The sequence below is a fragment of the Alkalicoccus luteus genome (assembly GCF_052061695.1).
GTDB classification, from domain to species: Bacteria; Bacillota; Bacilli; order Bacillales; family Salisediminibacteriaceae; genus Alkalicoccus; species Alkalicoccus luteus.
Genome location: NZ_JBPZEY010000014.1, coordinates 1 through 27000 on the forward strand (window position 1 = coordinate 1; position 27000 = coordinate 27000).

Below are 27000 nucleotides of genomic sequence, written 5' to 3' on the forward strand. Positions count from 1 at the left end.
AAGGCCGCTCGGATTTCTGCTATTTTTTTGTCTTTTTCTCATTTCATTCCAAAAAAAAGCGGTACCGGACATATCCGGCACCGCTTTTTGTTTCAAGAAGAGCTTTTTAGACAGCCCCGTCATAGTTTGAATAAAGTCACGTTAGGTGAATACCCTTGTATCTGCCCGCATTTGCGGACACCCGCTTTTCGGAGGGGGCGGGTTCAGCTAACTGCTTCCTTTCGTAGCTGGAAGCGCTGGAACTTCGCCTCGTTCCGGGCCGTGGTCCTCCGATTTCAGCAGTTGAGAGTACGTTTATAACGCCTGTTTTAAGATTGGCACGAGCTTAGCCGGACTGGATTTTGACTTTTTCAACAGCCTGCAAGCCTAAACGACTGCTGTATTCCCTGGCTGAAACTGGGAATGAACCATTCCTGCATAATAGCCACCCTGTTCCAGCAGTTCTTCATGGCTGCCGGACTCCATGATCCTGCCTTCCTGCAGCACGACAATCTGGTCTGCCTCCCGAATCGTATTCAGCCGATGAGCAATCACAAGGCTTGTTCTGCCTTTCATTAAACGTTTGAGCGCCTGCTGAATTTTCACTTCTGTCACAGTATCGATACTGCTCGTTGCCTCATCCAGCACGAGTACTGCCGGGTCCGCCAGCAGCGCTCGAGCAATGGATAATAGCTGCTTTTGTCCCTGGCTGATTCCGCCGCCTTCCGAATCGATGACTGTATCATATCCGTCAGGGAGGTGTTCAATAAAGGAATGGGCATTCGCATCTGCGGCAGCACGATAGACTTCCTCGTCTGTTGCATGAAGCCTGCCGTAGCGAATGTTCTCCATGATCGTACCGGAAAAGAGAAATGTATCCTGCAGCACAAATGCCATCTGTCTTCTGAGCGACGCCTTTCGCACCGACAAAATGTTTTGTCCATCGATGATGATCCGCCCTTGATCCGGCTCATAAAACCTGGCCAGCAGGCTGATAATTGTCGTCTTTCCTGCCCCCGTAGGGCCGACAAAAGCTACTGTTTCCCCTCTCGCTGCCGAAAAAGAAATGTGGTCTACTGTTCGTTCATTTCCGTAGCCAAAGGATACGTCATCGAATGTCACACTGCCCTCTGTAAGCGAAAGCTCTTCCTGCTCCTCCTCTCGTTCAAATTCGTCTTTTTCATCCATAATTTGAAAGACACGCTCTGCCCCTGCCACAGCGGAAAGCAGGACGTTGAACTGATTAGCAAGATCATTCAGCGGCCGCGTAAATTGACGGGCGTACTCAGCGAAAATAACGATGACACCGATGGTTACCATGCCGTTGAGCGCAAGCAGTCCGCCCGCGCCTGCTATAACAGCAAAGCTGAGGTTATTCAGCATATTCATCAGCTTCGGAATAAATCCGGAAATCGTCTGAGCCCAAAATCCGGCATGACGCAGCCGTTCATTTTTTTCGGTAAACGAGTCAATGACTTGCTCTTCCCTTGAGAAGGCCTTTACGATTTGCTGCCCGGACATGGTTTCCTGAACATAGCCGTTGATGTCACCAAGCCGCTTCTGCTGCTCTTTAAACAATGGTCCGGTCCGCTTCGTGATCCATTTCATTCCCAGCACCATCATTGGAACAATAGTCAGCGTGAGCACGGTTAAAAGCGGGCTTAAATAAAGCATAACGACTAAAATACCGCCGAGCGTCAGCACGCTTTGAATAATTTGGATAACGGAGCTGTTCAGCGTATTGCTGATGTTATCCATGTCGTTCGTCAGCCTGCTCATCAGATCCCCCTGCTGGCGCCTGTCAAAAAACGGGACCGGCAGCCGCTGCAGATGATCGAATAGATCGGTGCGTATCGTATAGACCGACTTCTGTGCCACAGCCACCATCCAAAAGTGCTGGAGAAAGACGCTGACGGAATGAATGATGTAGATGACTGCCAAGGCGGCAAGCATGTAGCCGATCCAGACGAGGTCTCCATCTACGAGAAACGTATCAATCGACAGGCCGACGAGCAGCGGACCTGTCAGTGCCATCGCCGAGGAGAGAGTGATCATCAGTGTCACAAGCAGCAGCTTTGACCGGTGCACGGCCAGATAGCTCCACACCCGCTTTAGCGTTCCTTTCCAATCGGCTGCCCGCTTCTTAGCGTCCGGCGCTGCCTCTGGAATTAATTTTTTATGCTGAAATGGTTCGATCAGCGGATGCTTATCAGCCACGCGCCGCACCTCCTGCCTGCGTTTCGTAAATCTGTCTGTACAGCTCTGAGCGCTGAAGCAGCTCCTCGTGAGAGCCGACGGCTTCTACTGCACCGTGATCAAGCAGAATGACATTGTCTGCTTCCATAGCTGTACTCAGCTTTTGGGTGATCATCAGTGTGGTGCACGAATAGCTATCCAGCGCTTTTAAGAGCCTCATTTCTGTGTTTACATCCAGCGCACTGGTGCTGTCGTCCAGCAGTAAAATCCGCGGATTTCGAATTAATGCTCGCGCGATGGAGATGCGCTGTTTCTGACCGCCTGACAGATTAACGCCACGTTGACCAATGCGGGTGTACAAGCCATCCGGAAGTTCGTTCACCGAATCAGCTATTTGAGCATCCCGCAGCACCTGCTCCATTTCAGCATCTGTTGCATCTGGCTTTCCCCAGCGGAGGTTTTCTGCAATAGTGCCGCTGAACAGCACGGCCTCCTGCGGTACATAGCCAATCCAGCTTCGCAGCTCTTTCCACTTGATGGCCGTCAGCGGCTTTCCATCCAGCAGCACCCGTCCCTGGACCGGGTCGTAAAGTCTTAAGATCAGCTGAAGAAGCGTCGTTTTGCCCGAACCGGTTGCACCAAGCAGCGCTGTACGCTCTCCCGGACGCAGATGAATCCTTACCATGTCGAGTGCTTTTCTCGTCTCATCCGGATACTGGAAGGAAACGTCCTCCAGTGCAATATCCCCTGCCGGCTCCTTTACACTTCCGGTACCGTCCTCCATCTCCTCTTCTACCGCAAGTACATCGCCGATCCGTTCCGCCGAAGCTTTTGCCCGGGAAAAAATGATGATGATCATTGAAAAAATGGATAAAGCTCCGGTCATCCTGGTGATGTAATTAATAATCGCGACCGTTTCCCCGACAGTAACAGCTCCAGTATTTACACCCTGCGTCCCGAACCAAAGCACGAACATGATCGATACGTTCATGATCAGCAAAATGATCGGCATCGTTGCTTCGACTATCCGAAGTGTTTTTACGGTGCGGCCCTGCAGCGTCTCTGACGCCCCGTGGAACCGATTTGATTCATGATTGAGCCTGGAATAGGATTTAATCAGCCGCACAGCTTTCAAGTTTTCCTGTACGACACTGTTCACATCATCGACTCCAGCCTGCACCTTTTTAAAGAGCCGTCCTGCAAGCTTCATGATATAGAGGAGAATCGCTAAAAGCACCGGCACAGTAACAACCAGGATCAAAGCCAGCTGCCAATTGACGATCAGGGCCATGATCACGGAACCCGCTACGAGCAGCGGAGCCCGAAGCATAATGCGCAGACTCATAAAGATCGTATTTTGCAGCTGGTTAACGTCATTGGTGATTCTGGTCAGAAGAGAAGAAGTCGGAAACTGCTGAAAGTTTTTCATAGAAAATGTCTGAACGCGTCTGAACAAATCGGTCCGTAAGTCGTAGCCGGTATACTGACTAGCATGGGCAGCGTAAAACGAGTTAATAATCCCTGCCGCGAATGCGATGAAGGAAAACAAGAGCATTATACTGCCCCAGAACACGACCGTATTCAAATCATTTGTCATAATACCATCATCGATAATACGGGCAATCAGAAGCGGCTGCAGCAGCTCAACGGTTAATTCAATCATCGTGAGTGCAAGAGCAGCAGCTACCATTACCCGGTACCGCTTTAGATAATTCCATATGAGTTTCATAGCTGTACGCGCCTTTCTGACGATACTGTCTACTTCAGCTTACCATATTCATTTCTGCACTCGAAGCAGTTTACGCAAAACGATAATAAAGAAGCAAAATTAATGCGAGCGCAAACAAAAAGTGCACGGAAACGTATACCATCTTCTGCCACGTTCGCTGATGATATGCTACTGGCGGCCGGTAAAAAGCGCTTCCTTCGATAATGAAAGTCAACAAAATCACGTGGATCGGGAAATGGCCGACAAGTTCAAGCCATCCAAACAGAAAAGCTGTACCAATAAATATCCCGGTCAGCACGACTGCCAAAACACGGTTCAGCATGCCAACGATAAGAAGGTAGCCGACCGTAAATTCAATGAATCCCGTCAGCATTGCAAACAGATCCGGGCTGAAGCCAAAGGTCGGAACACCGTGATTGAGAATAACGTTTTCTGCCATATCCGGATAGACCCACTTTTCCGCCGCTACCCAGCAGAGAGAAAGTCCGGTCGTCAAATAAAGGACAGGATAGTTCCACTGCTGCAGCCTTGTTTTATAAAGCAGGAGGACAAAGGCGATGCCTAAATAAAACACGTAGTCCAGCATATGCAGCCAGCCGAACTCCATAACTGAATACAAATAGAGGCCGATTAAAATTACTGCTGCGATCCGGACGGTAATTCTTAAAGGAATGAGCAGCAGGATCACCATGCCGGCTGTCACCGCTGCAAGCACCTCCTGCAGCTCCAGCAGCTCCGGTGCAAACAATCCTCCCTGGATGAACTGAATCAAAAATGCAGCTGCCGTTCCGTATTGGAGCAGGGTAAACGTATAATGCCGGAGAGAGGCAATCCGCTTATCGAGCTTCACAAAAGGCCGGCGTTTTTTCATCGCGTCCAATAAACCGGGCAGCAGACTAAGCAATACGGCTGTCAATATTGCTGTCAGCATGAAAGCCGGGCTCATAATCGCTTCGATCGGGGCTCGCTCTGCCTCTTCTTCCGTAAACCATTTCACATGTGCTGCCGCCGATACCGGCAGCAAAACGATGATCCCTGCAACAGCTGTGAACCGCTTTAGCATGCCTGTTCCTCCAGTCGATAGATGATAGAATTGTTTACCCTTTCTTGCCCTTTAACCAAACACTTCCAAATACATTGTCCAACATACAGGAAACGAGGTCTCAGCTTCAGATGCCTATCTTTTGCTTTGCAACACAAATAAGTTCAATTGCGCTGAACCAATTGTATTTTTGCTATGAATTCGGTATCATAATTGAGGAAGTGCTTTTTAGGCGCTTTTTTCTTTATTTCCGTTGTTAAACCGGTTGCACAAATCCGTGCAACTTTTTGACCAATAGATGAGGTGAACTAAAAATGACAAAAGTATGGTGGAAAGAAGCGGTTGGCTATCAAGTGTATCCGCGCAGTTTTCAAGACAGCAACGGTGACGGCTTCGGTGATTTGCGGGGGATGATCAGCCGGCTGGATTACTTGAAGGAGCTCGGCATAGATTTTATTTGGATTTGTCCGATGTATAAGTCGCCTCTAGATGATAACGGCTACGATATCTCTGACTACCAGGACATACTGGAAGATTTCGGGACAATGGACGATTTCGATGCGCTTTTAGAGGCATGTCATGAGCGCGGCATGCGTTTAATTATTGATCTCGTATTAAACCATACGAGTGATGAACACCCGTGGTTCATCGAATCCCGTTCATCTAAAGATAATCCGAAGCGGGACTGGTACATTTGGCGAGACGGTGTCGGAGACGGACCTCCCAACAATTGGGAAAGTATTTTCGGCGGGTCTGCCTGGGAGTATGAGGCTAAGACAGATCAGTATTTCCTCCACGTTTTCAGCAAACGTCAGCCAGATTTGAACTGGGAAAATGAAGAAGTGCGCGAAGCCCTGTTTAACATGGTTAACTGGTGGCTCGACAAAGGTGTTGACGGATTCAGAATCGATGCAATCAGTCACATTAAAAAGCGGCCCGGGTTCCCAGATATGCCGAATCCCGAGGGACTACCTGTCGTCTCTTCCTTCGATATGCATATGAATCAGGACGGAATTCATACTTTTTTAGAAGAATTCCGAAAGGAAACGTATTCGAACTATCCGCACGCAATGACGGTTGGAGAAGCGAACGGTGTCAGTATTGATGAGGCCCACCTGTGGGTTGGGGATGAAGGGAAAATGGACATGGTCTTTCAATTCGAGCATCTTGATTTGTGGGATGAGGATGCAGAAGAAGGACTTGATATCGTCAACTTGAAAAAGGTGCTCTCCAGCTGGCAGAACGGCCTTTCAGACAGCGGCTGGAACGCTCTCTTTATCGAAAATCACGATAAAGCCCGTGTCGTATCTACTTGGGGCAATGATACAGAGTTCTGGCGGGAAAGTGCAACCTCGCTTGCTGCTATGTATTTTCTCATGCGCGGGACTCCCTATATTTACCAAGGTCAGGAAATCGGCATGACCAACATTTACTTCGATTCCATTGATGACTATGATGATGTGGCAGCGAAGAACCTGTTCCTAGAAAAAGCCGGCGAAGGGAAAACGGGCGAAGCCCTTGCTATTCTTGCAAAAACCTCCCGTGACAACAGCAGGACGCCAATGCAGTGGTCTGATGCGGATAATGCCGGCTTTACAACCGGTTCACCGTGGCTGAAGGTCAACAGCAACTATCAACGGATCAACGTCGAGGCACAAAAGCAGGACCCTCACTCGATTCTCAGCTTCTACCGCGCGTTGATTCATTTACGAAAGCGGCACGAGCTCTTCGTTTACGGGAGCTATGAACTGATGATGCCGGAGTGCGATCAGGTTTACGCCTACATTCGTGAACTCGATGGCCGAAAAGCAGTCGTCATCACCAATCTGACAGGCAAAACCGCTGCCTGGCACGAGGATGGCACTGGTCTGGCTCTATCCTCCGGAAACCTTGTTCTGCAAAACTATGAGGAAGTGCCGGAGCACGAGGAGGCCGCTGCGCTTGAGCTTCAACCATATGAAGCACGCGTATACCTTCTTTAATTGACTGCCAGCTCCCTGCAGCCACTACACTAAAGCCGTTCACCCGTATAGGGGGACGGCTTTTCAGTGTGAGGATAAAGTTATTTTAAGTAGCTAACGTTGCATCTGCCTGTTTCTGCGGACACTCGCTTTCCTAAGGGGACGGCCACGGCTTTCCTTCCTGGTATCCACCGGATCTTCGCCTCGCTCTGCTTCTCCCGGAGTCGAGAATCTCCAATTTTGACAGGCAGCAGAAGAGTTGGCATTATCTGTCAGGAAAATTCCATTCCTTTTTCGTAAACGAGGAAGCCGTTTTTATCCGTGCGTTTTTGTTTATACATAGCTTTATCCGCGCAGCTGATGAGGTCATCTGCTGTTCTGCCATGTTCCGGATAGCTTGCTGCTCCAACTGATGCGGTACAGTGCATCGTTCCTTCACTCATCACAAATGGGGCCGAAATGGAGTCCATCACTCGTTCTACAGCTGCTCTTAACTCTTCGTCAGAGGACAGGCCGGTAAAGAGAATCAGAAATTCATCGCCCGCCATTCTCGCTGCTAAATCGGTTTGACGCACCGAGTCCTGCAGCCTCCCTGCAACTTCTTTAAGCAGCCGGTCTCCTGCATCATGACCAAACGTATCGTTGATTGCTTTAAAATCATCGAGGTCTATAAACAGCAGTCCGAGGCGGCTTCCTGTCAGGACCGACCGTTCGATTTCCATTTCCAGCTGCTGAAACAGCATCCGTCTGTTTGGCAGTCCGGTAAGCGGGTCATGGTAGGCCATTTCCTGCATTTCTAAGGCCAGCTTCTTCAAGCGTGATTCACTTTCCAGCAGAGCGAACTCATCATGTTTTGCCTTTGTGACGTCATTTAAATAACCGCTCCACAGGATTTTGCCATCCTGCAGCCGTTCCGGTGTAGAGGTTGCCCGAATCCACTTGAGCTTGCCTTCGCCAACGTACATTCGGAACGTACAGTCGAATAACGTGAGATGCTCGACCGATGCGTGAACAGCAGCCATCAGCTCATCACGGTCCTGCTCGTATACCCAGTCAAAAATCGCATACTGCTTCAATTCTTTCTCGCTGTAATCCGTTCCCAAAATAGATTGAAACTGACCAGTTGCCATTGTGAAGCGAAGGTCGTCCGGACCAGTTCCCGTCATTTGATAAATAATCCCAGGAACTCTGTCTGAGATCTGCGTGATGAGCCGTTCACGTTCTTCAAGCTGCTCTTCTTTTTTCACTTCTTCCGTAATATCGTAAATATATCCGTAAAATCGGACCGTTCCATCAGAGAGCGAGCGCGGCTGTGCATTGCCGCGCATTTTTCTTCTCCCTTTTTCCGGATGATCGTACCAATATTCCAGCGACCAGAGGGTGCCTGACTGAACCGCTTCTTCAATACTGCTTTCGACTCTCTCCAGATCAGGTGCTTCAATATGCTGCAGTAAGAAGCCTGTGTCACGGCAAATCTGCTCTTGGGTATAGCCGGTCAACTCCACCACACCGGGGGAGGCTGCGCTAAACAAAAACTGTCCATCTTGACGAACGTCAAACTGATACAGCATGCCCGGCACCTGCGTAGTTAACAGCCGCATTTTTTCTTCTGATTCTATTAAAGCAAGCTCTTTGTTTTTCTCTTTAGTGATATCGTAAACATGGCCGTACCAGACCACTCCCCCATGCTGATCAGCAGCAGGCTGTGCTCTCCCTCGAATCCAGCAGATCCTGCCAGCCGGCTCTTTTATTCTGAATTCGTGCACCCAGCGTGTCAGTGTCTCAGCGGAAGTCCGCATCGACTGTACGGCAGCTTCCTGATCTTCTTCGATAACCTTGGCAAAAACAATCGATTCATCCTGCCTGAATTCGGCTTCAGTTACGTGAAAAATATCAAGAAACCCTTTGGAATAATACGGAAAGCTGACTGTTCCATCGCTGCTTCGCTTTAGTTTATAAAGACCGCCCGGCACTTCTTCTGTCAAACTCTCAAGCAATTTCCCTCGCTCAGCCGCCTTGCGCTGATGCAGCTCCCGCTCTGATGCATCTACTGCAGAAGCAAATACCGTTCTGTCAGAAATGGAAAGATGCCATTCTAAATAATGAACGGTTCCAGCTGCTGTGACGATACGATTCAAAAAATGCCGAATCGTCTCTCCGCGAAACGCCCGTTTAAATGCATTCATCGATGCTTCCCTGTCTTGATCAAGTACCAGATCAAGCATAGAGCGTCCGATCAGCATGCCTGCAGTAACTCCCGTAAGCGCTTCCCATTCGGCGTTCACTTCAAGGATGACTCCCTGTGCATCCATTCTGCACATGAGCGCCGGACTATTGGCCACATACGTCTCCAATGTGTCAAGGCGTGACTGCACGCTTGTTATGTCTGAAAATGAGATAATAATCACAGACTCGGAGGTAGACACGTTTGTCATGTAGACACAGCCTTTTACCGTCAGTTGAAAAGAGGATGCACTCCCGGTAGACAGTACGTAGCTGCACATCTGATAAAAAAGCTCCGTATTCTTCTTATCCATATAACGTTCCAACATCCGTAGATCGACGTCCTTTACGCCGGAGATCATACGGTCAAACGATGCATTGGCTGCTTTCACTGCAAAGCCTGCATAGGAATCCGGCGCTTTCGAAATCACCAGAGTCGGAACAGAAAGAAGATCGGCCGCGCCTTTATAGTCTATTGTACCCAAGAGAAAAATCCTCCTTTCAAACTATTTTATGCTATCATTATACAATAACAACTGGTCCATTCCTACTTTTATTTTTTGTTTACATGGTGAATCATATCAACGTGCGGAATACCATCATCAAGATACGAGGATGTTACAGCGACAAAACCTGCTTTTTCATAAAACGGCAGCGCATATTCCTGTGCCTGAATCTTAATCCGATCTGCGTTTAAGTGATGATACACAGCTTCCATGCTTCGGTGGAGCAAAGCTTTTCCCAGCCCTGTTCCTCTAAGATTGGGCCGTACAATGACCCGTCCGATACTTGCCTCCTCATACGCTGTTCCAGGCGGGAGCAGTCTCGCATAAGCTTCTATTACGCCATCGCGTACACCAGTCAGGTGGAGCGCTTCTTTATCCTTTCCATCGACTTCAAGATAAGCACATGCCTGCTCGACGACGAACACTTCTGTCCGCAGCTGCAGAATATCGTAAAGCTGATCTGCTGAAAATTCATGAAATGATGTTAATCTCCAGTCCATCATGCATTCCCCCTCCCCGCTATTTTACCTGAAGATGACTAGAAAGAAATAAAATGGGGAATCGAAAAGAAATAACATTGGTTGCTCATAAGGCTGGAACGTAAACCCTGCTTTCCTGCAGCCCTCGATGGAAAAGTTTGTTCACTATTCTTTATATGGAAAGGGAGTCTTTTGATGAGAATAATTGTGATCGTTGTCATTGCAGGCATCATAGCTGCAGCAGCATTTATGGTAATAAAAAACAACCGGACGCCGGAGCACCTAGGTGCAGAGAACGGCAGCCTTGCTCCTCTTCCGTCTACGCCAAACGCCGTTTCATCTCAGGCAGATACGGAACACCGCGGCTATATTGAACCGTTCACGCTTCAAAACGGTACGGAAAGCCTTGAGAACATCAAAGCGATCATCCGTGCTGACGAACAGGCAGAAATTGTTTCGGCAGATGACCGTTACGTCCATGCGGTGTATGCATCAAATGTATTTAAATTTAAGGATGACGTTGAATTTTACGTGAACGAATCGGAAAATAGCATAGACGTCCGTTCTGCAGCGCGCGTTGGTTATTCCGATATGGACGTTAATCGCAAGCGGATCGAAGCAATCCGTGAAGCCTATCAAAGTAAGCACGAGTAAGTTGCATGGAACAGAAAAGAGCGGCCTCCATCGGAGAGCCGCTTCATTTACGTAAAACGTCTTACTTACTAGTTTTCTGTCTCTTGCTCACACCGCTGTCTATTTTTGCAGGCCGCGCGATTGGTCCAGAAGCTCCTCTGCAGCCGCTGCTACTTGACCGGAGGCTTTGTTTACTTCTCCGATTACATCCATAAATGCGGTCAGCTCTGTTTCAATTTCTGTGTTTTTGCCGACTGCCTCCTCCATTTTTCTAAGGATGACAGCGAACGTATCTCCAACAGCTTCTGCCGACCGGTTGCCTTCTGCCATCCGTTCAGCGATTTCTTTGGACAGTGCAGCATTTTCCTGTACGCCTTTATCTGTCTGATTAGTCAGTCCTCGAACTTTCCCAACAGACTCTTTCGTCTGTTCAGACAGTTTTCGAACTTCGTCAGCTACAATTGCAAAACCCCGGCCGTGTTCCCCGGCTCTGGCCGCTTCGATTGCCGCATTCAACGCGAGCAGATTCGTTTCATCAGCGATCCCTTGAACGATGCTGACAATTGTTTGAATTTCCTTGGAGAACGAAGCGAGTTCCTGCATTTTAGTATCGATCTGTTCAATGCTTCCTGTCGTTTCCTGCATAATCCGCTGCAGTTCCTTTAAGCGGGCACTCCCTTCCAACGCCGACTCTTTTGATGCACTCGAAATCACGGTGCCGTTCTGCGAGTTCTTCGTAATGCCTTCAGCCTGCAGCTTCATTTCTTCCATAGAAGCGTTCGTCTCCTGCGAGATCGCCCCGAGCTCTTCGGATTTCCCCGTAATATAACGATCGAGCTGGTGACGTAATGCTTCTTCTTTTTTACGCACAGCCTGAAGCTCCTCTTCAAATGCTTCCAGCACGAGCTGCTGCTCGAAGCTGACAATCGATGATACAGCTTTGACGACCGTTTCAGCTTCGGTTGGACCGTAAACCTCATAGACGAGCGAAAACAACTTGAGCTGCAGTGCCTGATAAGCACTCAAATACCATTTCGGCTCCAGACCAATCTTCACGTGCACCTTTGCAATACGAATTCGCTTTTCAACAAAGGCATCATCGATCGTATCAGTGAACATTTCAGAAATATGCTTGCGAAGCGTTTGTTTCAGCCTGTCGACAGAGCTGTTCGCTTCAATGATCTCCATTAAGTGAGGCTTGATTTCAAGATTAGCATAAAAGAAATCGACGAGCTCCCCGATCCGTTCTTCCACCGATGGCCGAAAAGCAGCCAGAACACCGAGCATCTCTTCAGAGAATCCTGTCATTTCCATTTGGCGTTTAATATCCGGATCAGCTACCGTTATACTCCCCTTTTGCAGGACTGCTGCAGGCGGTTGTTTGTCCGACCGTTGAAACCACTTCATTTTTCTTCATCCCCCTCTTGACTATCTTGTTCCACTAACTTGCTGCAGGTTGTAATTCTTCCCTTGATATCGGCAAACTGCCGAAGATTCTGAAGAGCAGGTATGCTAAAATATCAAGTGCAGACCGAGGAGGGATTGCTTATGCTGACGAATTGGCTGGTAAAGCGGAAAGCACGCAGACATAAACAAACATTCGAGAAAATTCATTTATATCCTTATCCTGTCCGTGTAGCGGAAACTGACTATTATTACATAGAATACTTGCGCTCTAAGCAGCCCGTCGGCTATGCAGTGATTTCCCGTCACGAAGAAAACACGCTGGACGCAGCTGCTGCTCATAAACAGCTCCACTCGTTTTACCATCTGGCAGGCTTTATTAAAGAAGAGGCAAGGATGCGTGCCGGGATTCAGCTCGATCTTTTCCGAAAGCCGCTTGGTGTGATGGAAGAAGCGGATCGCAATGACCTGCAGCCAGGTTACCGCCTGATCAACCACCTTTTAAAAATACAACTCAAATATAAGCAAGTGTATGATCAGTTTCAAAACGTGCTGGCTGAGCTTGAAGACAGCGGCAGACCTATCGAAGCTGAAGACATTGAAGCAGCCATTCAATCAGCTGCCGAACTGGAGGTGCTTCAGTTCGACATGATCGATTCCTTAAGCCGCCAAACCGATACCCTGCGCGACTGGATTGCGTTGATGAACCGTCACAACTTGTGGGACAAGCTGAAGCGCGCGAACCAGGTTTTTTATCAGCAGCTCGTTCAAAACGAATCGGTTATGAGAGACGAAGCGAAAAAGATGCAGGTCGTCAAGCATGAACGTCGCGAAAAAATGATTCAGCAAAATGCAGATAAGCTCCGATCCCGTATGAAGCGGTCCTTTCAGGAGGAAGAGAAAGAACGTCGTTACCCTTAACCAGATCCGGCGCTGCCAAGCTGAACCAAATACAGAAGGAACCGGAGCACCCGTTTGAGCCCCGGTTCCTTTTATTCCGCGTCTGTTTCCTCCCCCGGCAAGACTTTCTCCGTCTCTTCAACACCATTCCTTATTCTCTCCCCTTCTCCTAGAGCCCACGACGGATACCATCGTACATTTCCAAAAGCCTTTCTCTCCTGTACGTTGAACGACGTTCGTTCGGAATATACCTCAGCTTTTCCAACAGCGATTTTCGTTTGCGTGTCATCGGTTACCGCCTCCTTATGCTTTTATTGTAGAGTCTTCTTCACCTCAAAAAAGCGGGCGGCAGATTGAATTTTCTATCCGTCTGCAGGTGGAGATTTACTCCATCCCCTGCTATTCGAATAAGTAAATAAAGAACCAGGATAATAAGACTGCAGATAATGGATTTTTTTGAAAATAGTACTTGCTCATGCCTAATCTCATAGTAAACTTACAGTAAGAGAAGAAGTTCGGGGGCAAACCTGTTGAAAAACAGGGACGCAAAGCCGCGGATCTAAGGGAAACCTCCTATGACAGCCGGGATGCCGCATATAAACCTTCACCAAGGAAGGCGGGGTATGAATGCGTAACGTACATGAGTTCGAAGCAGAAACAGTGGAAAAAGCGATTGCCAAGGCAGAAAAAACGCTGCATACACCAGCAAATGCTCTACACATCGACATTATCTGCCATGGGGAGAATCTGTTTTTTGGTCTGAGAAAATCAAAGGCTAAAATACGCGCATGGACGGAGGAGCCGCTAGAAGAAAGCTGGCTGGACACGCTGGATTCCTACCTCGATGAGCCGCTTGATGCCAGCAGAGATGAAAACTTATCCAGGAGACTGGAGGGGACCGCCTGGATGAAAGATGGCGTTCTCTATTTTGAAGGAAACGGACCCAAACGTCCTGTTCTTCACCTGCCGGATGAAGTGACCGCTTCTAAAAATGGCAGACAAACTGGTAGAACCACTCCGCTAACTGAGGGAGATATACTGGAGTTTTCGATCAACCTCCCGCCTCGTGAAACCACTTGGTCTGTTTCTATTGATAAAAAACAGCAGCTCGTTACGCTGAATGTAAAGCCTGGAGCGTACTATACTGCTGCAATCAATGATCATCCGCCCGCCGAATATCTGTATGTCAGTATTTCCAAAGAGGAAACACCGTTAAATCAACTGACAGAAACAGACGTCATAGAGCAGCTGGAACGGATGGATATTACCTACGGTATTCAAACGGATGTGATTCGGGAAGCATGTGCGTCTATTCAAGAGACCACTGTCCAAATAACGGCAGGAAAGCTGCCGAAGCACGGAAAAGACGGCCGGATTGACTTTAAGATCAATTTGCAGACAGAACAGAAAATGTACCGGGAGAAGCCGGACGGAACGATTGATTTTAGGGATTCGATTCGGATTCCGGCCGTTGAAGAAGGAGTCGTTTTAGGATCGATCATTGATCCAACAGCCGGCGAAGATGGCCTCAGCCTGTTTGGAGATGTGCTTCAAGCTAAAGCAGGCAGGCCGATCGCGGTTCAGGCAGGAGCGGGTATTGAACTCGATGAAGAAACGAAAACGATTACGGCTTCTATTGCCGGGCGTCCTCTTTTAAAGAAGCAGGGACAGCACGTGCGGTTATCCATTCTGCCGAAGCTCGTTCATGATGGGAACCTGCAGCTTGGAGACGGAAACATCCGCTTTACAGGGGATGTTGAAGTGATTGGGTCTGTCGAGGACGGCATGAAGGTGGAAGCAGCAGGAGATGTATGGATTCACGCTCACAGCGAGCAGTCGTCCTTACACGCTGCAGGCTCCATTACTGTTAACGGCAGCGTGCTGCATTCAACTCTTACAGCAGGGACGAGCAAAACAGCTCATGTAAAAACAATCAAGCTGCTGAAAACATTTTTGCATACCTACCCGTCTTTTTGACGAGTCTTTTATCAGGTCGTTGACTCCCCTGCTTTTCAGGCCTCTTATGAAAAGCAGCGCGGCCGCGGTCCGCTGATCCGGGCTTTGCAGGAAAAAAAGTACCCTCGGCTTCGCAGCGATACCGAGCAGCTTGTCGACCATTTGCTTCATTCCGGCTTATTTGAAGAACAGTGGCGTAATGTTGGCGAGCAGCTCCAAACTGCCCTGCTCACGTTTCACCGTGCACATGAAGCAGAGGATCAGCTCTTTCGTGATCTGCAGCAGAAGGCATTCCAGCTGCATGATCTGCTGGAGAGCCCTTCTGTCAGCAGATCTAGAATTGCTATTCGCTATGCCTCTCACAGCAAGCTCATTTCAGCTGGCGAAATTGACGTTCTCGGGAAAGGTGTCCTGCACTCCTATATGGAAGCAGACGGCGTGATCACGATCCATCAGCGTGCCGTTGGCGGCACGTTAAAGGCAGGACGTGGAATATCGGTTCGGGAGGCCGGTTCTCCTGGCGGAGCCAGAACACTTTTGGAAACGGATGAAACGGGTATCATTTCTATTGACCATTGCCATCCTGATGTGGTGCTGACGATCGGACGGGAGCGAAAGCTGATTGAGTCTGAAACGAAGCAGATCCGAGCTTCGCTGGATGATGACGGAAGGCTCCAGCTATTTCAGTCTTCAAGCAGTTCAGCCAGTTCTTCTGCAACAACGTCCGCAAAGAACTGATTCCCCCGGAGCTGAAATAAAAACACGGCTTTCTCATAGTAACGCTTTGTCTCCTCTTTGCTGAAGCGGCCGGATTCCCGGCCGCTTTGTCCGTACTGAAAATACAGCTCACCCAGCATGTACATCGAATCCTCCCGCAGGCACAGGTGTATTCCTCTATCCGCTAGTTCGAGAGATTCTTTCCACTTTTCCTGCTCAAACTGATTTTTGCTGTAATTATAGTAGAGGCGGACGAGCAGCGAGTTATCGGACAGATATGGATGTCTCCTTGCAGCATGGAGCAGTCGGCGGTACTCGTTCTCGGCCTGAACCTGTCTGTCTGCCATACTAAAAACAATTGCTTTACTGAGCATGATATCGAGGTCCTGTACCGTCGGATTTTTCCTGGTAGCCGGAGACAGCTCCGCAGCCTCATCCAAGTATTTCACTGCTTCGGACACATTCTCCCTGACGTGATAAAGACAAATGCCTTTACGCCAGAGAAGATACTGCCGAAATGTTCCTTTTTGAAATTCTGGATGGTGTTCTTCTGCCTCGACCGTCATCAGCACAGCTTTATAGTCTGTTCGATCCATACTCTGAGCGATCGATCTCATAACGGTATACATATAGTTCACTTTGGATACATCTGCAGACGCGTCAAACAAATACTGAATATCGACCCCCATTCTCTCCGCAAGCTCTGCTGTTAAGTCTGCGGAAGGATGGACAAGGCCCTGCTCCAGCTTGCTGATGTAACTCTGCGTGCAGAGTCCGCTGCAGAGCTCTTTTTGAGAGACACCGAAAAACGTTCTCAGCTCCTTTAGTTTTTTGCCTATTTCTGCCTGCTGCAATCCCATCATCTCCCAGTAACTATTCGTATATGAATACATTTTACCGTTTTTCACTGATAAAAAACCATATTCAGTCGTTTTCCGGCTGAAAATCAGCGAGACGCCGCCTTGATCGATGTTGAAAATCAGCTATAATCAGATCAATTCAACTTGAATGGGAGGGCTCTTTATGAAATTGTTGATGTTCATGATGACTGCCGCCGCGTTACTGCTGATTGTTGGACCTGAGGCTGTTGATGTGTTTGAACCGCTCGGTAAAGGACTCCCTTATAAGCACGGATGAGCTTAGATATCGAGCCCCGCTCCTTTCTTCTGCTCTATCATTTTATTCGCTAAAAAGCTGCCCGGAAGTTTATCCGGGCAGCTTTTTCATGCTTCTATTAGAAGCTGGACGCTGCTTCTTTTGTTTTTTCCAGACCGGCTTCAATAATCTCTCCGGCCTTATCGGGAAATTGATTGTGTCCTTCAATGACGATACTGGTGCGGTCTTCAATACCGAAGAACGTCATAATGGTTTCCACGTAAGTTACAGCCATTTCCATTGACGCTGCTGCGCCTTCAGAATATACGCCGCCCCTTGCGTTCAACAGTACGACCCGCTTATCTGACAGAAGCCCCTGCGGCCCGTTCTCCGTATACTGGAACGTTGTGCCTGCCTGGCAGAGGTAGTCAAAGTACGTGTGCAGGACAGCCGGCACAGCAAAATTCCAAAGCGGAAACGCAATGACAATTTTGTCAGCTTTTAAAAACTGATCCAAGTATCCTTTAACGAGCTCTGCTGCTTCCTGCTCCTCAGCAGTCAGCTCCAGACCTTTCGCTGTTTTGAACATACCGTGAATTTTGTCCGCATCATAGTACGGGAGATTTTCTTCGAAAAGATCAAGCTCCTGAATCTGATCTTCAGGGTTTTCACTCATGTACTTTTCTTTAAAGGTATTGTACATCTGCAGACTAACCGCCTGATCATCCGGACGGGAGTTTGCTTTAATAAATAACACGTCAGCCATCTGTATCTTCCTCCTGCATTCATGAAAATTGTCACTTTTATATAAGTGCTAACAAAAATTTAGTTTAATTATTTTTGTACACAAAATCAAGCTTAGCTCCTTATGCTTTTCAAATTGGTTGATAAGACCTACAATAGAGACAGCATCCGGGAATCCGGAGAGAGATTTAGCAGAGGGGGAGATTATGGATAAGCGGCAGAAGCAGAGTCTAATTTTACTGATCAGCGGTATTGCCGCAGCAGGTGTGTTTTTATATGTGCTATTTTCAGAGCCTGCAGAAACACCGCAGAACGAGAACAGCGAGGATAACGAGCGATCGTTCGGGGAGCTCGATCCCGATCTGGACAGGGCAGCCGCAGCTGCTGAAGCGTTAATTGGGACACCGTTTGAATCCGATGGTACTGACCCGGAGAGCGGTCTGAACAGCTCGGGACTGATTCAGTATGTATTTGAAGAAGAAACGGGCATTCGCATGCCCCGTCTGGCAGCTCATCAACAGGACCTGGGAGAGGCCGTTCCGCTTGAGGAAGCACAGCGAGGAGACCTTGTCTTTTTTGAAGCGGATACGCTGATGGCCGGGATGTATACCGGCGGTGAACAGGCCGTGGTTGTGTCGACAAGTGACGGGGCCGTTGAAGTTGATGTCACAGAAGGATTTTGGGGCGATCATTTTACGGAAGCACGGCGCTTGTCAGAACATGAAAAAGAGGCGCTTCACCCCTCTTCCTATACAGACCATGAACACCCTGCGGTTAGAGAATCGATGCAGTATCTCGATACCCCTTACGAATTCGGCGGCAGTACGCTTGAAGCGTTCGACTGTTCCTTTTTCGTTCAGGAAGTGTACCGCGAAGCCGGGGACGTCTATCTTCCAAGGGTAACGATCGATCAGGTACAGACTGGTCAGGAGATTCAGCCCGACGAAACCAGACCAGGAGACGTACTTTACTTTTCAGATGTTGACGTAGAAGATAGACTTCGCGAAGAAGGAGAAGTTACGCACGCCGGTATTTATCTCGGTGACGGCTTCATGATCCATGCCAGCCGGACCGAAAACAAAACGCAGATCAGCCGCCTGAACGATTACTGGGAGGATGCCTACACGGAGACACGCCGCTTTGATGACATGGCCGTCGAGAGTGACCTTCTCCGCACTGCCGCTGATTACTTGAACGTACCGTTTGAAACAGGCGGCAGCTCACCGGAAGACGGTTTTAATACAAGCGGATTCGTCCGCCATGTATTCGATGAAGCAAGGGACCTTTCCCTTCCGGATCGAGCTGCATCCATGTGGGAAACCGGCTCCGAGGTAAGTCGGGACGCACTTGAACCTGAGGACGTGATTTTCTTTGAAGGAAGCAGCTCGCTGCTTCCAGGAATTTATATCGGCAATGATTTATTTTTCATAGCGAGTGAATCATCCGGTGTCACAATCCGTCACCTAGAGTACAGCGATTTCTTTGCGGACCGATTTGAAGGTGCACGGCGTATGCAATAACCTTCATCTATCCGCAAACAACCGCACAGGAGCAGGGGCCATTACCCTTGCTCCTGTGTTTTTTCGTGCGTGCAAGGATAGTTGCTTGGTTTCTTGACAGGAATACTGACATTGAGCCTGTGATCAGCAGCCGATATTGAAGGATCTCATAAGCTGGCCAGCCGCACACCCTTTACAAATCGTAATAATTACGATATCATACAAAACGTAATGATTACTATTTATATGAAGGGTGTGTCCGCATAGATGGCAAAGAAGTCGAAGATCGCAAAAGAAAAAAAGAGAATCGAAATGGTGGAACGCTATGCAGCGCTTCGCCGAGAGTTGAAAGAAAAAGGTGACTATGCAGCGCTGGCAAAGCTGCCCCGTGATTCAAATCCTATCCGCCTGACACGTCGGTGTGAACTGACGGGCCGTCCGCACGGCGTGCTGCGGAAGTTCCGGCTGTCGAGAATTGCTTTTCGTGAGCTCGCACATAAGGGCCAGATCCCCGGCGTCAAAAAGGCAAGCTGGTAAAGCCGGCCGACAGGGTGTCCGAACCAATTCAAGAAAGGCTTTCTGGCTTTTCTTTGTAGACGTGAAAGTCAGCAAGTCCTTGATAACGGATCAAACCCGCTGCGTTTGACTCACGCAGCGGGTTTTTTATTTATTACGAGCATGTGCACTCATCGAATCCTCTGCAGAACGAATCCGGATGAATCAGCCATTTAAACATGGGCCTCTTCCGTCCAGAAACTCATTTTCCTGATTCAGCTTATGAAGCCTTAAAAAAGGGTAGAGTAGCTGTAATACAATGGAAAATGAGGTGTGGGAGTATGCGCTACCGGATTGTGCACGAAAATAAATTTTTCTATGAAACCGATGTTGACCAAAGCCTGAACTACATGCGCTTGAAACCACGGACAGACGAATGCCAGCGGCTTTTGCACTATCAGCTTGAGATCGAGCCTGCCTCCATGACGCGGGAGAGCGTCGATATTTGGGGAAACAACGTCGAAACTTTTTTCATCCCTGAAAAGCACCGGGAGCTTCACGTAACGACGACGTCTGAGGTCAGCATTCAAAAAACACCGTTTATTCAATCGGTCCCCTATAAGAAAGAAATGCAGGAAATTTTCCATTCTCCATTATTTAAAAAGCACTACCTTGCCTTTCTAAAGTCTACACCCTACACCTTTTTAGGTGATGCTCAGGTAGAGGAGATGCAGCAGCTGCTCGGACCTGTGGAAAACCCGGCGGAATATGCTGTGAAGGTCATGAACTTTATTAACGGCGATTTCGATTACAACACGGAAACGACCGATGTTTCTACGACCGCTTCAGATTCGCTCCAGCAGCGAAGCGGTGTCTGTCAGGATTATACCCACGTTATGCTTGGTCTGCTGCGCAGCAGCGGGATACCGGCTCGGTATGTCAGCGGATATTTATATATTGGAGAAGAGTCTGCCATGATCGGGGACGCCGCCAGCCATGCCTGGGTGGAAGTGATGATCCCCGGGGTGGGATGGTGCGGACTAGACCCGACAAATAATGTCGAAGCGCTCGAAAATCACGTCATTATCAGTACCGGCAGAGACTATGCAGATCTGAGTCCATTTGAAGGCGTCTACCGAGGCGGCGGTCAGACGATGGAAGTGAACGTCAGCTGCACCCTGCTGGAAGATTACTGAACTCGCGCAACCGTGCATCACCATCAAGAAGAGCCGATGCTCCCCCACAGCGGGACAGTATCGGCTCTTTGTTTGATGCTTGCTGACTCGTTTTAGCTTCTTCTGCCTTTTTTCATAAAATCCATTGCGTCCTTGATTTCTTTTAAATAATCAGAGGCAAGCTCGTATTGAGCCGTGACGACGCTTACGAATAAAATGTCGATCATGTGCAGCTGTGCCAGCCTGGACGATGTTGCCCCGCTCCGGAATGGCGCAGGCACCTCTCTCGTCGCTGAGATGAAAAGCGGAATATCCGCTCTGTCTGCAATTGCTGAATGCCCGTAGCGGGTGAGGCTGATCGTAACAGCTCCACGCTGCTCTGCCAGCTGCAAAATTTTCAGCGTTTCGTACGTTTCCCCTGAAAAGGAAATACAAAAGACAACATCCTGTTCACTCACGTTGGCAATGTACATCGCTGCATTATGGATATCGGTAAAGCACGACACCGCCTTATTCATCCGCAAAAACTTCTGTTGAGCGTCCTGGGCGATAATGCCTGAAGCTCCGACACCGAAAAAATGAATCCGTTCAGCATGCTGGAGTGCCTTTACGGCTCGTTCAAGCTCGCCGTAGTTCACTAGTTCAGCTGTTTCCTGGAGCGCCTGTACGCCGTTATTCGTCAGCTTATTGACGATCGCTTCCTGATCTTCGCCGGGCTCAATGTTGCTGTAGGAAACCTGCTGCCCTTTTTGCAAATCACCGGACACGCGCAGTTTCAGATCGGGAAACCCTTTTAATCCAAGTGACTTGCAGAGCCGGATGACAGCAGCACTGCTCGTACCGCTTACTTCCCCCAGTCGGGTCGCTGTCAGCTGGATCGCATCATTGGGATGTTCGATAATGTATTCTGCTACCTTTTTCTCTGAGCCCGGAAGCTTGTGCTTCATTTCATTCAGCATCACAAGTCCTCCGGAAAATGCTTTATGACTGACGTTCACAGCCGTACCTCCTTCTATATGCTTTCCAGCGCTAGCCTTTGATTGCTCCTTCTGTCATCCCTTTTGAGATCCGCCGCTGGAAAATGGCATAAAGAATAATGATCGGAATAATCGCGATCGTCAAGCTTGCAAACAAGGTGCCCCACGCATTGGTGTAGGAGGCCTCCCTGCTAATGAAATCGATCGCAAGTCCCAGTGTATAGTTTTCCCTCGACTGCAAAAAGATAAGCGCCATAAAATATTCATTCCAAAATTGAATCGCATTCATAATTGTAACCGTGATAATGCCGGACATGGAAAGCGGCGTAATGATTTTCCATAAAATCCGATACGGGCTCATGCCGTCCATCGCAGCGGATTCTTCCAGCTCCTTTGGAATCGAGCCCATAAAGGTTGTTAATACGAAAATGCTGAACGGCAGCTGGGAGACGGCATATACGATAGAAAGACCGAACAAATTATCCAGCATACCGAAGTTCATCAGCAGGAAGAACAAAGGAATCCACCCCAGCACCATCGGAATCATCATCGCTGAAATGTACAAATTAAACAGCACGGTGCTTCCCTTGAATTCCATTCTCTCCAACGCGTAAGACGTCGGCACTGCCAGGGCTAAAGCCAGCAGGGAGCCGAGCACCGTTACGAGCAGACTGTTGAATACCCCAAGATCGATATTGTAATTGTTCCATGCATCAATAAAATTTTGAAATCCAAATGATTCGGGCAGTCCCCACGGATTTGCATATATCTCTGCATTCGTTTTGAACGAACCGAGCATCATCCAGAAAATCGGATACAACACGGCGAGCGACCACAGCACCAACGGAATCCGCAGGCCGAATCGCTTCAATATATGTCCTTTCTTTTTATCCTCCATTGCTGTTCCTCCTCTGCATATCGCTCATGCTAATACTGCACTTTCTCCCGCTTCAGCAGTCTGGCGAGCACCAGCACTGTCACCAATGAAATGACCAGAATCATGACGCCGATCGTCGCTCCATAGCCGAAATTGTACTGCTCGAATGCCTGCTGATACAGGTAGGAGCCCATGACGTGGGTCGAATTGTTCGGACCGCCACCGGTCATGATCTGCACGATGATAAACGAGCCGTTCAGCGTCGTGATAACGATATAGAGGATGGAAACCTTGATTTGCGGCCAGAGCAGCGGTACGGTTACCTTCCAGAACTGCTGCCATTCTGTCGCTCCGTCAAGCTCTGCTGCTTCATAATAGCTCTTGGAGATCGTCGCAATGCCCCCCATCAACATCAGCATGAACAAACCGATCCCGGCCCAGATGGATGGCAGCACAAGAGAGGGAAGCGCCCACGTTTCGCTTCCAAGCCACGGGCGTGTTAAATTTTCCAGTCCTACTGCCTCCAAAGCAGAGTTCACCAGGCCGAGATTCGGATTGTAAATGAACGTCCATAAAATCCCGATAACAACAACCGACATGATATTTGGGAAGAAAAAAATAATCCGGTAAAACGGTGCTTCCTTCAGCTTCATCTGCATGATCGCCACAGCGAAATACATTGCCAATACCATGATTCCGAGCACCTTCGTTACCACAAGAAAATAATCATGGAGGATGGTCCGCGGAATGATGCCATCGTTGAAGAGACGGATATAGTTATCAATTCCTACAAATTCCCGGTTTGCTGCTGCTCCGGACCAGCTGAAAAAGGAAAAATAAAGTCCGCTGATCATTGGATAAAGCGTAAATACAGCAAATAAAAGAAATGTCGGTACGAGACAGAATGCCAGAAATAAGTATTTTTGTTTTTTCGTCGTTACCAATGCTATCCCTTCTCTCCCGTTCAAACTTTGCGCGCTGCTTAGCCTCCGCGCTTTTATAAAAGTGGCTGTCCCGCCTGTATTCCGGGACAGCCGATTTGTGTTACAAGGTGCTAAAGAGGACCGTCTGCATCAGACTCTTTTATTCGCCTCTGTAGTCTGCTGTAGCAGCCTCTGCAGCCTCAATGAATTCATCTACTGTGCTGTTGCCAAGCATCAGAGCCGTCAGTGCATCCCCAATCGGCGTTTCCAAATCCGCGCTCATCGGATGCGGACGGTGGTAAATCTGCACCTGCTCTTCGTCATTGATCATCGCATTTGCCTCAATCAAATAATCCGGCACTTCTTCATTTTCGGATAGATCGACACCTTCCAGGTTCATGATGGCACCTGTATGCTCAGAGAAGAGCGTAGCGTACTCCTGAGTAAAGACAAATTCTACAAATGCTTTCGCAGCATCCGGATTGTCTGCATTTTCAGCTACAGCAAGCGGTCGAAGGTCTGGAACAATCGCATAAGGTTCTCCTTCGTCCTGCATCGGTGACGGAATAAAGCCAAATTCAAAGTCATCCGGCACATCCCCGGCCATTTCATTCGGCAGCCAGAATCCAACCGGGATAAACGCGTTATCTCCGAGCAGGAAGTTCATCTGCGACTGCGTATGGTTTAATGCGCCAAATCCGTCATCAATGTATCCAGCTTCCTGCATCTCAGCTACCTTTTCCATTTGGGCAACGACCTCGTCCCGCTCCCAGACGCCTTCTTCACCGGTTACGATATCCGCCAGAAGCTCATCCCCTCCAGCTGCACCGAATGCAGGTGTGAGTACACCGCGCAGGAAGTAGTAAGGGTGCTGTCCTGTCGTTACGAATGGTTGAATATCTTCATTGCTTTGAATATCCCCCATTGTATCCATGTAGCTAGGGAAATCTTCAGGAACGTCATACCCTTCTGCTTCAAACTGGGCGGCGTTATACCAAGTGCCCCACGTATCAAACACAAGCGGCAGGCTGTAGATTTGTCCGTCATATGTGGCCGGATCTACGATAAAGCTGTCAGAAAGCATGTTGCCGTCTGCTGTCTCCACCTCTTCAAGCCAGTCAGTTAAGTCCATCAGCTGTCCATCTTCCACCATCTGAGTTTCACTGGATCCAGCTCCGTCTATATACACAACATCAGGCGGATCGTCGGACACCCAGCGCGATCTCATTTCATCATTAACGTTCGGTCCTGCATGTTCAATGATTTCCACGTCCGGATACTCTTCCTGAAAATCTGCAATGACTTCCTTCCACCACGAGTCGCCGTAGCCTCCTACAAAATACTGAATCTCAAGCTCGCCTGAGATGTCGCCATCTCCGCTTTCTCCGTTGTCAGCTGCGGCGTTGCTGTTATTATTGTTCTCCTCTGCTTCTGCCCCATTGCCGTTGTTTTCTTCTTCTCCGCCGCATGCTGCCAAGAGTCCGATCATAAGACCAGTGGAGCATGCTGCTGTCAGCGAACGCTTCATTGATTTTTTCACTTTTTCTTCCCCCTTCAGAAAGTTAGTGTATGATGAAACGCCGAATAAATTCGGCCGGATCAACCTTGTTTCCCTGCTTGTGCCTGCCTGGCTGCCTGTTTGACACATCCATGCGAGTTCTCGATTGCTTCTAAAGCTTCGTCGACTCCGACACCTGCTTTGATCATCACAATCGCGGGCTTCACCTTCCATGAAGCTTTTTCGAGCACGTCATGTGCTTCTGTAACCGATAAGCCTGTTAAATCACTGACAATCTGTTTCGCTCGTTCGCGAAGCTTGTAGTTACTCGCATGCACGTCCACCATGAGGTTTTCGTGTACTTTACCGAGCTTCACCATGACACTCGTGCTGATCATGTTCAGCACCATTTTATGAGCCGAGCCCGCTTTCAAACGTGTGGATCCGGTCAGAACTTCAGGGCCTGTAATAACTTCTATGGCCACATCTGCATAAGTGCTTATTTCCGACTGCGGATTACACGAAAGGGAAATAGCTGCTGCCCCAATCTCTCTGGCATAGGTGACCGCTCCGATCGGGTACGGGGTCCGGCCGCTTGCTGTGATGCCAATAACCGCATCTGTTGCGCGCAGCATTCTTCCCTGCAGATCACGTTTTCCCTGCACACCGTCATCTTCTGAATTTTCTTTGGCCTGTTCGACTGCACCATCTCCGCCAGCCATTACGGTCTGCACCATCTCCGGATCTGTCATGAACGTAGGCGGGCATTCAGAGGAATCCATATAGCCAAGCCTGCCGGATGTGCCTGCACCGACGTAAAAGAGCCGCCCCCCTCGTTCCAGTTTTTCCACTATTCGTTCGATTGCCTGTTCGACGGCAGGTAAAGCTTCTGCTACAGCATCGGCTACTTTTTTGTCTTCCTGGTTCATTGTTTTCAGCATATCGGCTGTGCTCATATCACTCAGCCGCATACTCGCTGGATTACGCTGTTCTGTCAAAAGCGCTGACAGCTCTTTTCCCATTGATATCACCTGACTTTTCCTGTGTCATAAATACGTCTGGCTGCGAGTTGCAGCGCCCCTTCAAGCGGGTCTGCCGCAGATTCTGCCCACGTGCCCAGTCCGTCTGCCTTCAGCAGATGGCGGAACTGCTTTTGAAATCCTGGCGCCTGCTTAATCAGAGACCCTTCAGCTGCCACCGGAACATGAGGCGAAAACGTACCTGCCTGGTCATGCAAGCTGCGGACATGAAGGCAAAGTTCTTCAACAGCCTGATGCACAATGCCTGCAGCAGCCTCATCCCCACCCTCTGCCGCTTCCATGACGAGCGGTGCAGCAGACGCAATCTCCCTTTTTCCTGCATGCTCATACACGAACGATACGAGATCCTCCGGCTCCTGCAAACCAAAAAACGAGAGCAGTGATGAGGTTAAGCTTGTTGGTGATGCACGTCCGTCAGCTGCCCGGACAACCGCCTGCAGCGCTTCCAGCCCGATACGGTAACCGCCGCCTTCGTCACCGAGCAAGTGCCCCCATCCACCACAGTGAAACAAATCTCCTGTCTTCGTTCTTCCAATAGCGTTTGATCCAGTCCCGGCAATGATAAGAATACCTTCCCCGGGTCCCGGTATCGCCCCCTCCAATGCTGTAATGGAATCGGCATACACATCGATACAGGCAGATGCTGATATGCCAAGCTGTGAGACAGCTTTTCTCAGCTCTGCCTGAGCCAGCAGCTGATCATGCAGGCGCCCGGCTCCTGCAAGTCCGCAGCAGATTCCTGCAACATCGCCTGCTCGAATTGAATGCGCTTTCAATAATGAGGAAAGTAATTCAGTCAGTTCCTCTCGCATCTGCTCAAAGCCGACAGCTCTTGGATTGGATCCATTTCCCTGGATGACTGCTGATTCCCGGTCCAGCCCGCTTGCCGTTACAAAAGCTGCTGCAGCTCTGGAATTCGTTCCGCCTCCATCAACCCCTATCACATACATGC

Annotated in this window: 22 protein-coding genes and 1 riboswitch; of the genes, 8 read left to right on the forward strand and 14 right to left on the reverse strand. The window is 49.0% G+C overall.

Translation table 11 applies throughout. From position 1 onward, the window contains the following. Positions 1-366: 366 nt before the first annotated feature. From ACSZLD_RS15320 to ACSZLD_RS15330, 3 genes are all read right to left on the reverse strand, one after another. Positions 367-2196, reverse strand: coding sequence for an ABC transporter ATP-binding protein (locus ACSZLD_RS15320; protein ID WP_444685689.1), 1830 nt, complete (start codon positions 2194-2196; stop codon positions 367-369). After that, positions 2189-3904, reverse strand: a complete 1716-nt coding sequence (locus ACSZLD_RS15325; protein ID WP_444685690.1) for an ABC transporter ATP-binding protein — start codon at positions 3902-3904, stop codon at positions 2189-2191. Before ACSZLD_RS15325 ends, ACSZLD_RS15320 begins: the two co-directional genes overlap by 8 nt. Positions 3905-3974: 70 nt before the next feature. After that, positions 3975-4967, reverse strand: coding sequence for a DoxX family membrane protein (locus ACSZLD_RS15330; RefSeq protein WP_444685691.1), 993 nt, complete (start codon positions 4965-4967; stop codon positions 3975-3977). A 293-nt stretch (positions 4968-5260) separates the two neighbouring features. On the opposite strand from ACSZLD_RS15330, the gene ACSZLD_RS15335 reads away from it, so the two are divergent. Continuing rightward, on the forward strand, positions 5261-6928 hold the full coding sequence (locus ACSZLD_RS15335) for a glycoside hydrolase family 13 protein (protein ID WP_444685692.1): 1668 nt from the start codon (positions 5261-5263) through the stop codon (positions 6926-6928). Between the two features lie 251 nt (positions 6929-7179). On the opposite strand, the gene ACSZLD_RS15340 is transcribed toward ACSZLD_RS15335, so the two are convergent. Together ACSZLD_RS15340 and ACSZLD_RS15345 are read right to left on the reverse strand one after the other, a co-directional pair. Further along, positions 7180-9615: a PAS domain-containing protein gene (locus tag ACSZLD_RS15340; protein ID WP_444685693.1), complete on the reverse strand. Its 2436-nt coding sequence runs from the start codon at positions 9613-9615 to the stop codon at positions 7180-7182. A 68-nt stretch (positions 9616-9683) separates the two neighbouring features. Beyond that, a complete protein-coding gene (locus tag ACSZLD_RS15345) occupies positions 9684-10139 on the reverse strand; it encodes a GNAT family N-acetyltransferase (protein ID WP_444685694.1) in 456 nt (151 codons plus the stop codon). Between the two features lie 171 nt (positions 10140-10310). Here ACSZLD_RS15345 and ACSZLD_RS15350 point away from each other — a divergent pair, with 171 nt between their 5' ends. Then, positions 10311-10769: a DUF1499 domain-containing protein gene (locus ACSZLD_RS15350; protein ID WP_444685695.1), complete on the forward strand. Its 459-nt coding sequence runs from the start codon at positions 10311-10313 to the stop codon at positions 10767-10769. 99 nt (positions 10770-10868) lie between these two features. On the opposite strand, the gene ACSZLD_RS15355 is transcribed toward ACSZLD_RS15350, so the two are convergent. Next, on the reverse strand, positions 10869-12155 hold the full coding sequence (locus ACSZLD_RS15355) for a protoglobin domain-containing protein (RefSeq protein WP_444685696.1): 1287 nt from the start codon (positions 12153-12155) through the stop codon (positions 10869-10871). Positions 12156-12296: 141 nt separating this feature from the next. Here ACSZLD_RS15355 and ACSZLD_RS15360 point away from each other — a divergent pair, with 141 nt between their 5' ends. The 3 genes from ACSZLD_RS15360 (at position 12297) to ACSZLD_RS15370 (ending at position 15746) form a co-directional block, all read left to right on the forward strand. Beyond that, a complete protein-coding gene (locus tag ACSZLD_RS15360) occupies positions 12297-13073 on the forward strand; it encodes a hypothetical protein (RefSeq protein ID WP_444685697.1) in 777 nt (258 codons plus the stop codon). A gap of 489 nt (positions 13074-13562) precedes the next feature. Beyond that, positions 13563-13647, forward strand: a riboswitch (cyclic di-GMP riboswitch). Between the two features lie 32 nt (positions 13648-13679). Further along, positions 13680-15029 carry a flagellar assembly protein A gene (locus ACSZLD_RS15365; RefSeq protein ID WP_444685698.1) on the forward strand — a complete coding sequence of 450 codons (1350 nt, stop codon included), beginning with the start codon at positions 13680-13682 and terminating at the stop codon, positions 15027-15029. 84 nt (positions 15030-15113) lie between these two features. After that, on the forward strand, positions 15114-15746 hold the full coding sequence (locus ACSZLD_RS15370) for a hypothetical protein (RefSeq protein ID WP_444685699.1): 633 nt from the start codon (positions 15114-15116) through the stop codon (positions 15744-15746). Here ACSZLD_RS15370 and ACSZLD_RS15375 read toward each other — a convergent pair. Further along, the gene (locus tag ACSZLD_RS15375) at positions 15692-16579 is read right to left on the reverse strand and encodes a helix-turn-helix domain-containing protein (RefSeq protein ID WP_444685700.1); all 888 of its coding nucleotides are present in this window, start codon (positions 16577-16579) and stop codon (positions 15692-15694) included. The two genes, ACSZLD_RS15370 and ACSZLD_RS15375, sit on opposite strands and share 55 nt — an antisense overlap. A 380-nt stretch (positions 16580-16959) precedes the next feature. Continuing rightward, on the reverse strand, positions 16960-17586 hold the full coding sequence (locus ACSZLD_RS15380) for an FMN-dependent NADH-azoreductase (protein ID WP_377907630.1): 627 nt from the start codon (positions 17584-17586) through the stop codon (positions 16960-16962). A 184-nt stretch (positions 17587-17770) separates the two neighbouring features. Between ACSZLD_RS15380 and ACSZLD_RS15385 the strand changes: the two genes are divergently transcribed. The 3 genes from ACSZLD_RS15385 to ACSZLD_RS15395 all read left to right on the forward strand — a co-directional run bounded on the left by ACSZLD_RS15385 (position 17771) and on the right by ACSZLD_RS15395 (position 20754). Further along, positions 17771-19084 (forward strand): C40 family peptidase, encoded by a 1314-nt coding sequence (locus ACSZLD_RS15385; RefSeq protein ID WP_444685701.1) that lies wholly within the window; start codon positions 17771-17773, stop codon positions 19082-19084. A 246-nt stretch (positions 19085-19330) separates the two neighbouring features. Next, a complete protein-coding gene (gene rpsN / locus ACSZLD_RS15390; protein ID WP_377907628.1) occupies positions 19331-19600 on the forward strand; it encodes a 30S ribosomal protein S14 in 270 nt (89 codons plus the stop codon). A gap of 299 nt (positions 19601-19899) precedes the next feature. Beyond that, on the forward strand, positions 19900-20754 hold the full coding sequence (locus ACSZLD_RS15395; protein WP_377907627.1) for a transglutaminase family protein: 855 nt from the start codon (positions 19900-19902) through the stop codon (positions 20752-20754). A 92-nt stretch (positions 20755-20846) separates the two neighbouring features. Here the strand turns inward: ACSZLD_RS15395 and ACSZLD_RS15400 are convergent, their stop codons facing one another. The 6 genes from ACSZLD_RS15400 to ACSZLD_RS15425 all read right to left on the reverse strand — a co-directional run bounded on the left by ACSZLD_RS15400 (position 20847) and on the right by ACSZLD_RS15425 (position 26998). Next, the gene (locus ACSZLD_RS15400; protein WP_502306129.1) at positions 20847-21731 is read right to left on the reverse strand and encodes a MurR/RpiR family transcriptional regulator; all 885 of its coding nucleotides are present in this window, start codon (positions 21729-21731) and stop codon (positions 20847-20849) included. Positions 21732-21762: 31 nt separating this feature from the next. Then, positions 21763-22608: a carbohydrate ABC transporter permease gene (locus ACSZLD_RS15405; RefSeq protein ID WP_377907625.1), complete on the reverse strand. Its 846-nt coding sequence runs from the start codon at positions 22606-22608 to the stop codon at positions 21763-21765. A 29-nt stretch (positions 22609-22637) separates the two neighbouring features. Beyond that, entirely contained in the window at positions 22638-23531 is an 894-nt protein-coding gene (locus ACSZLD_RS15410; RefSeq protein ID WP_377907624.1) for a carbohydrate ABC transporter permease, read from the reverse strand. Between the two features lie 139 nt (positions 23532-23670). Further along, positions 23671-25038, reverse strand: a complete 1368-nt coding sequence (locus ACSZLD_RS15415) for an ABC transporter substrate-binding protein (RefSeq protein WP_377907767.1) — start codon at positions 25036-25038, stop codon at positions 23671-23673. 71 nt (positions 25039-25109) lie between these two features. Beyond that, positions 25110-26030: an N-acetylmuramic acid 6-phosphate etherase gene (murQ, locus tag ACSZLD_RS15420; RefSeq protein ID WP_444685702.1), complete on the reverse strand. Its 921-nt coding sequence runs from the start codon at positions 26028-26030 to the stop codon at positions 25110-25112. Positions 26031-26035: 5 nt separating this feature from the next. Continuing rightward, a complete protein-coding gene (locus tag ACSZLD_RS15425) occupies positions 26036-26998 on the reverse strand; it encodes an N-acetylglucosamine kinase (protein WP_444685703.1) in 963 nt (320 codons plus the stop codon). Positions 26999-27000 lie beyond the last annotated feature (2 nt).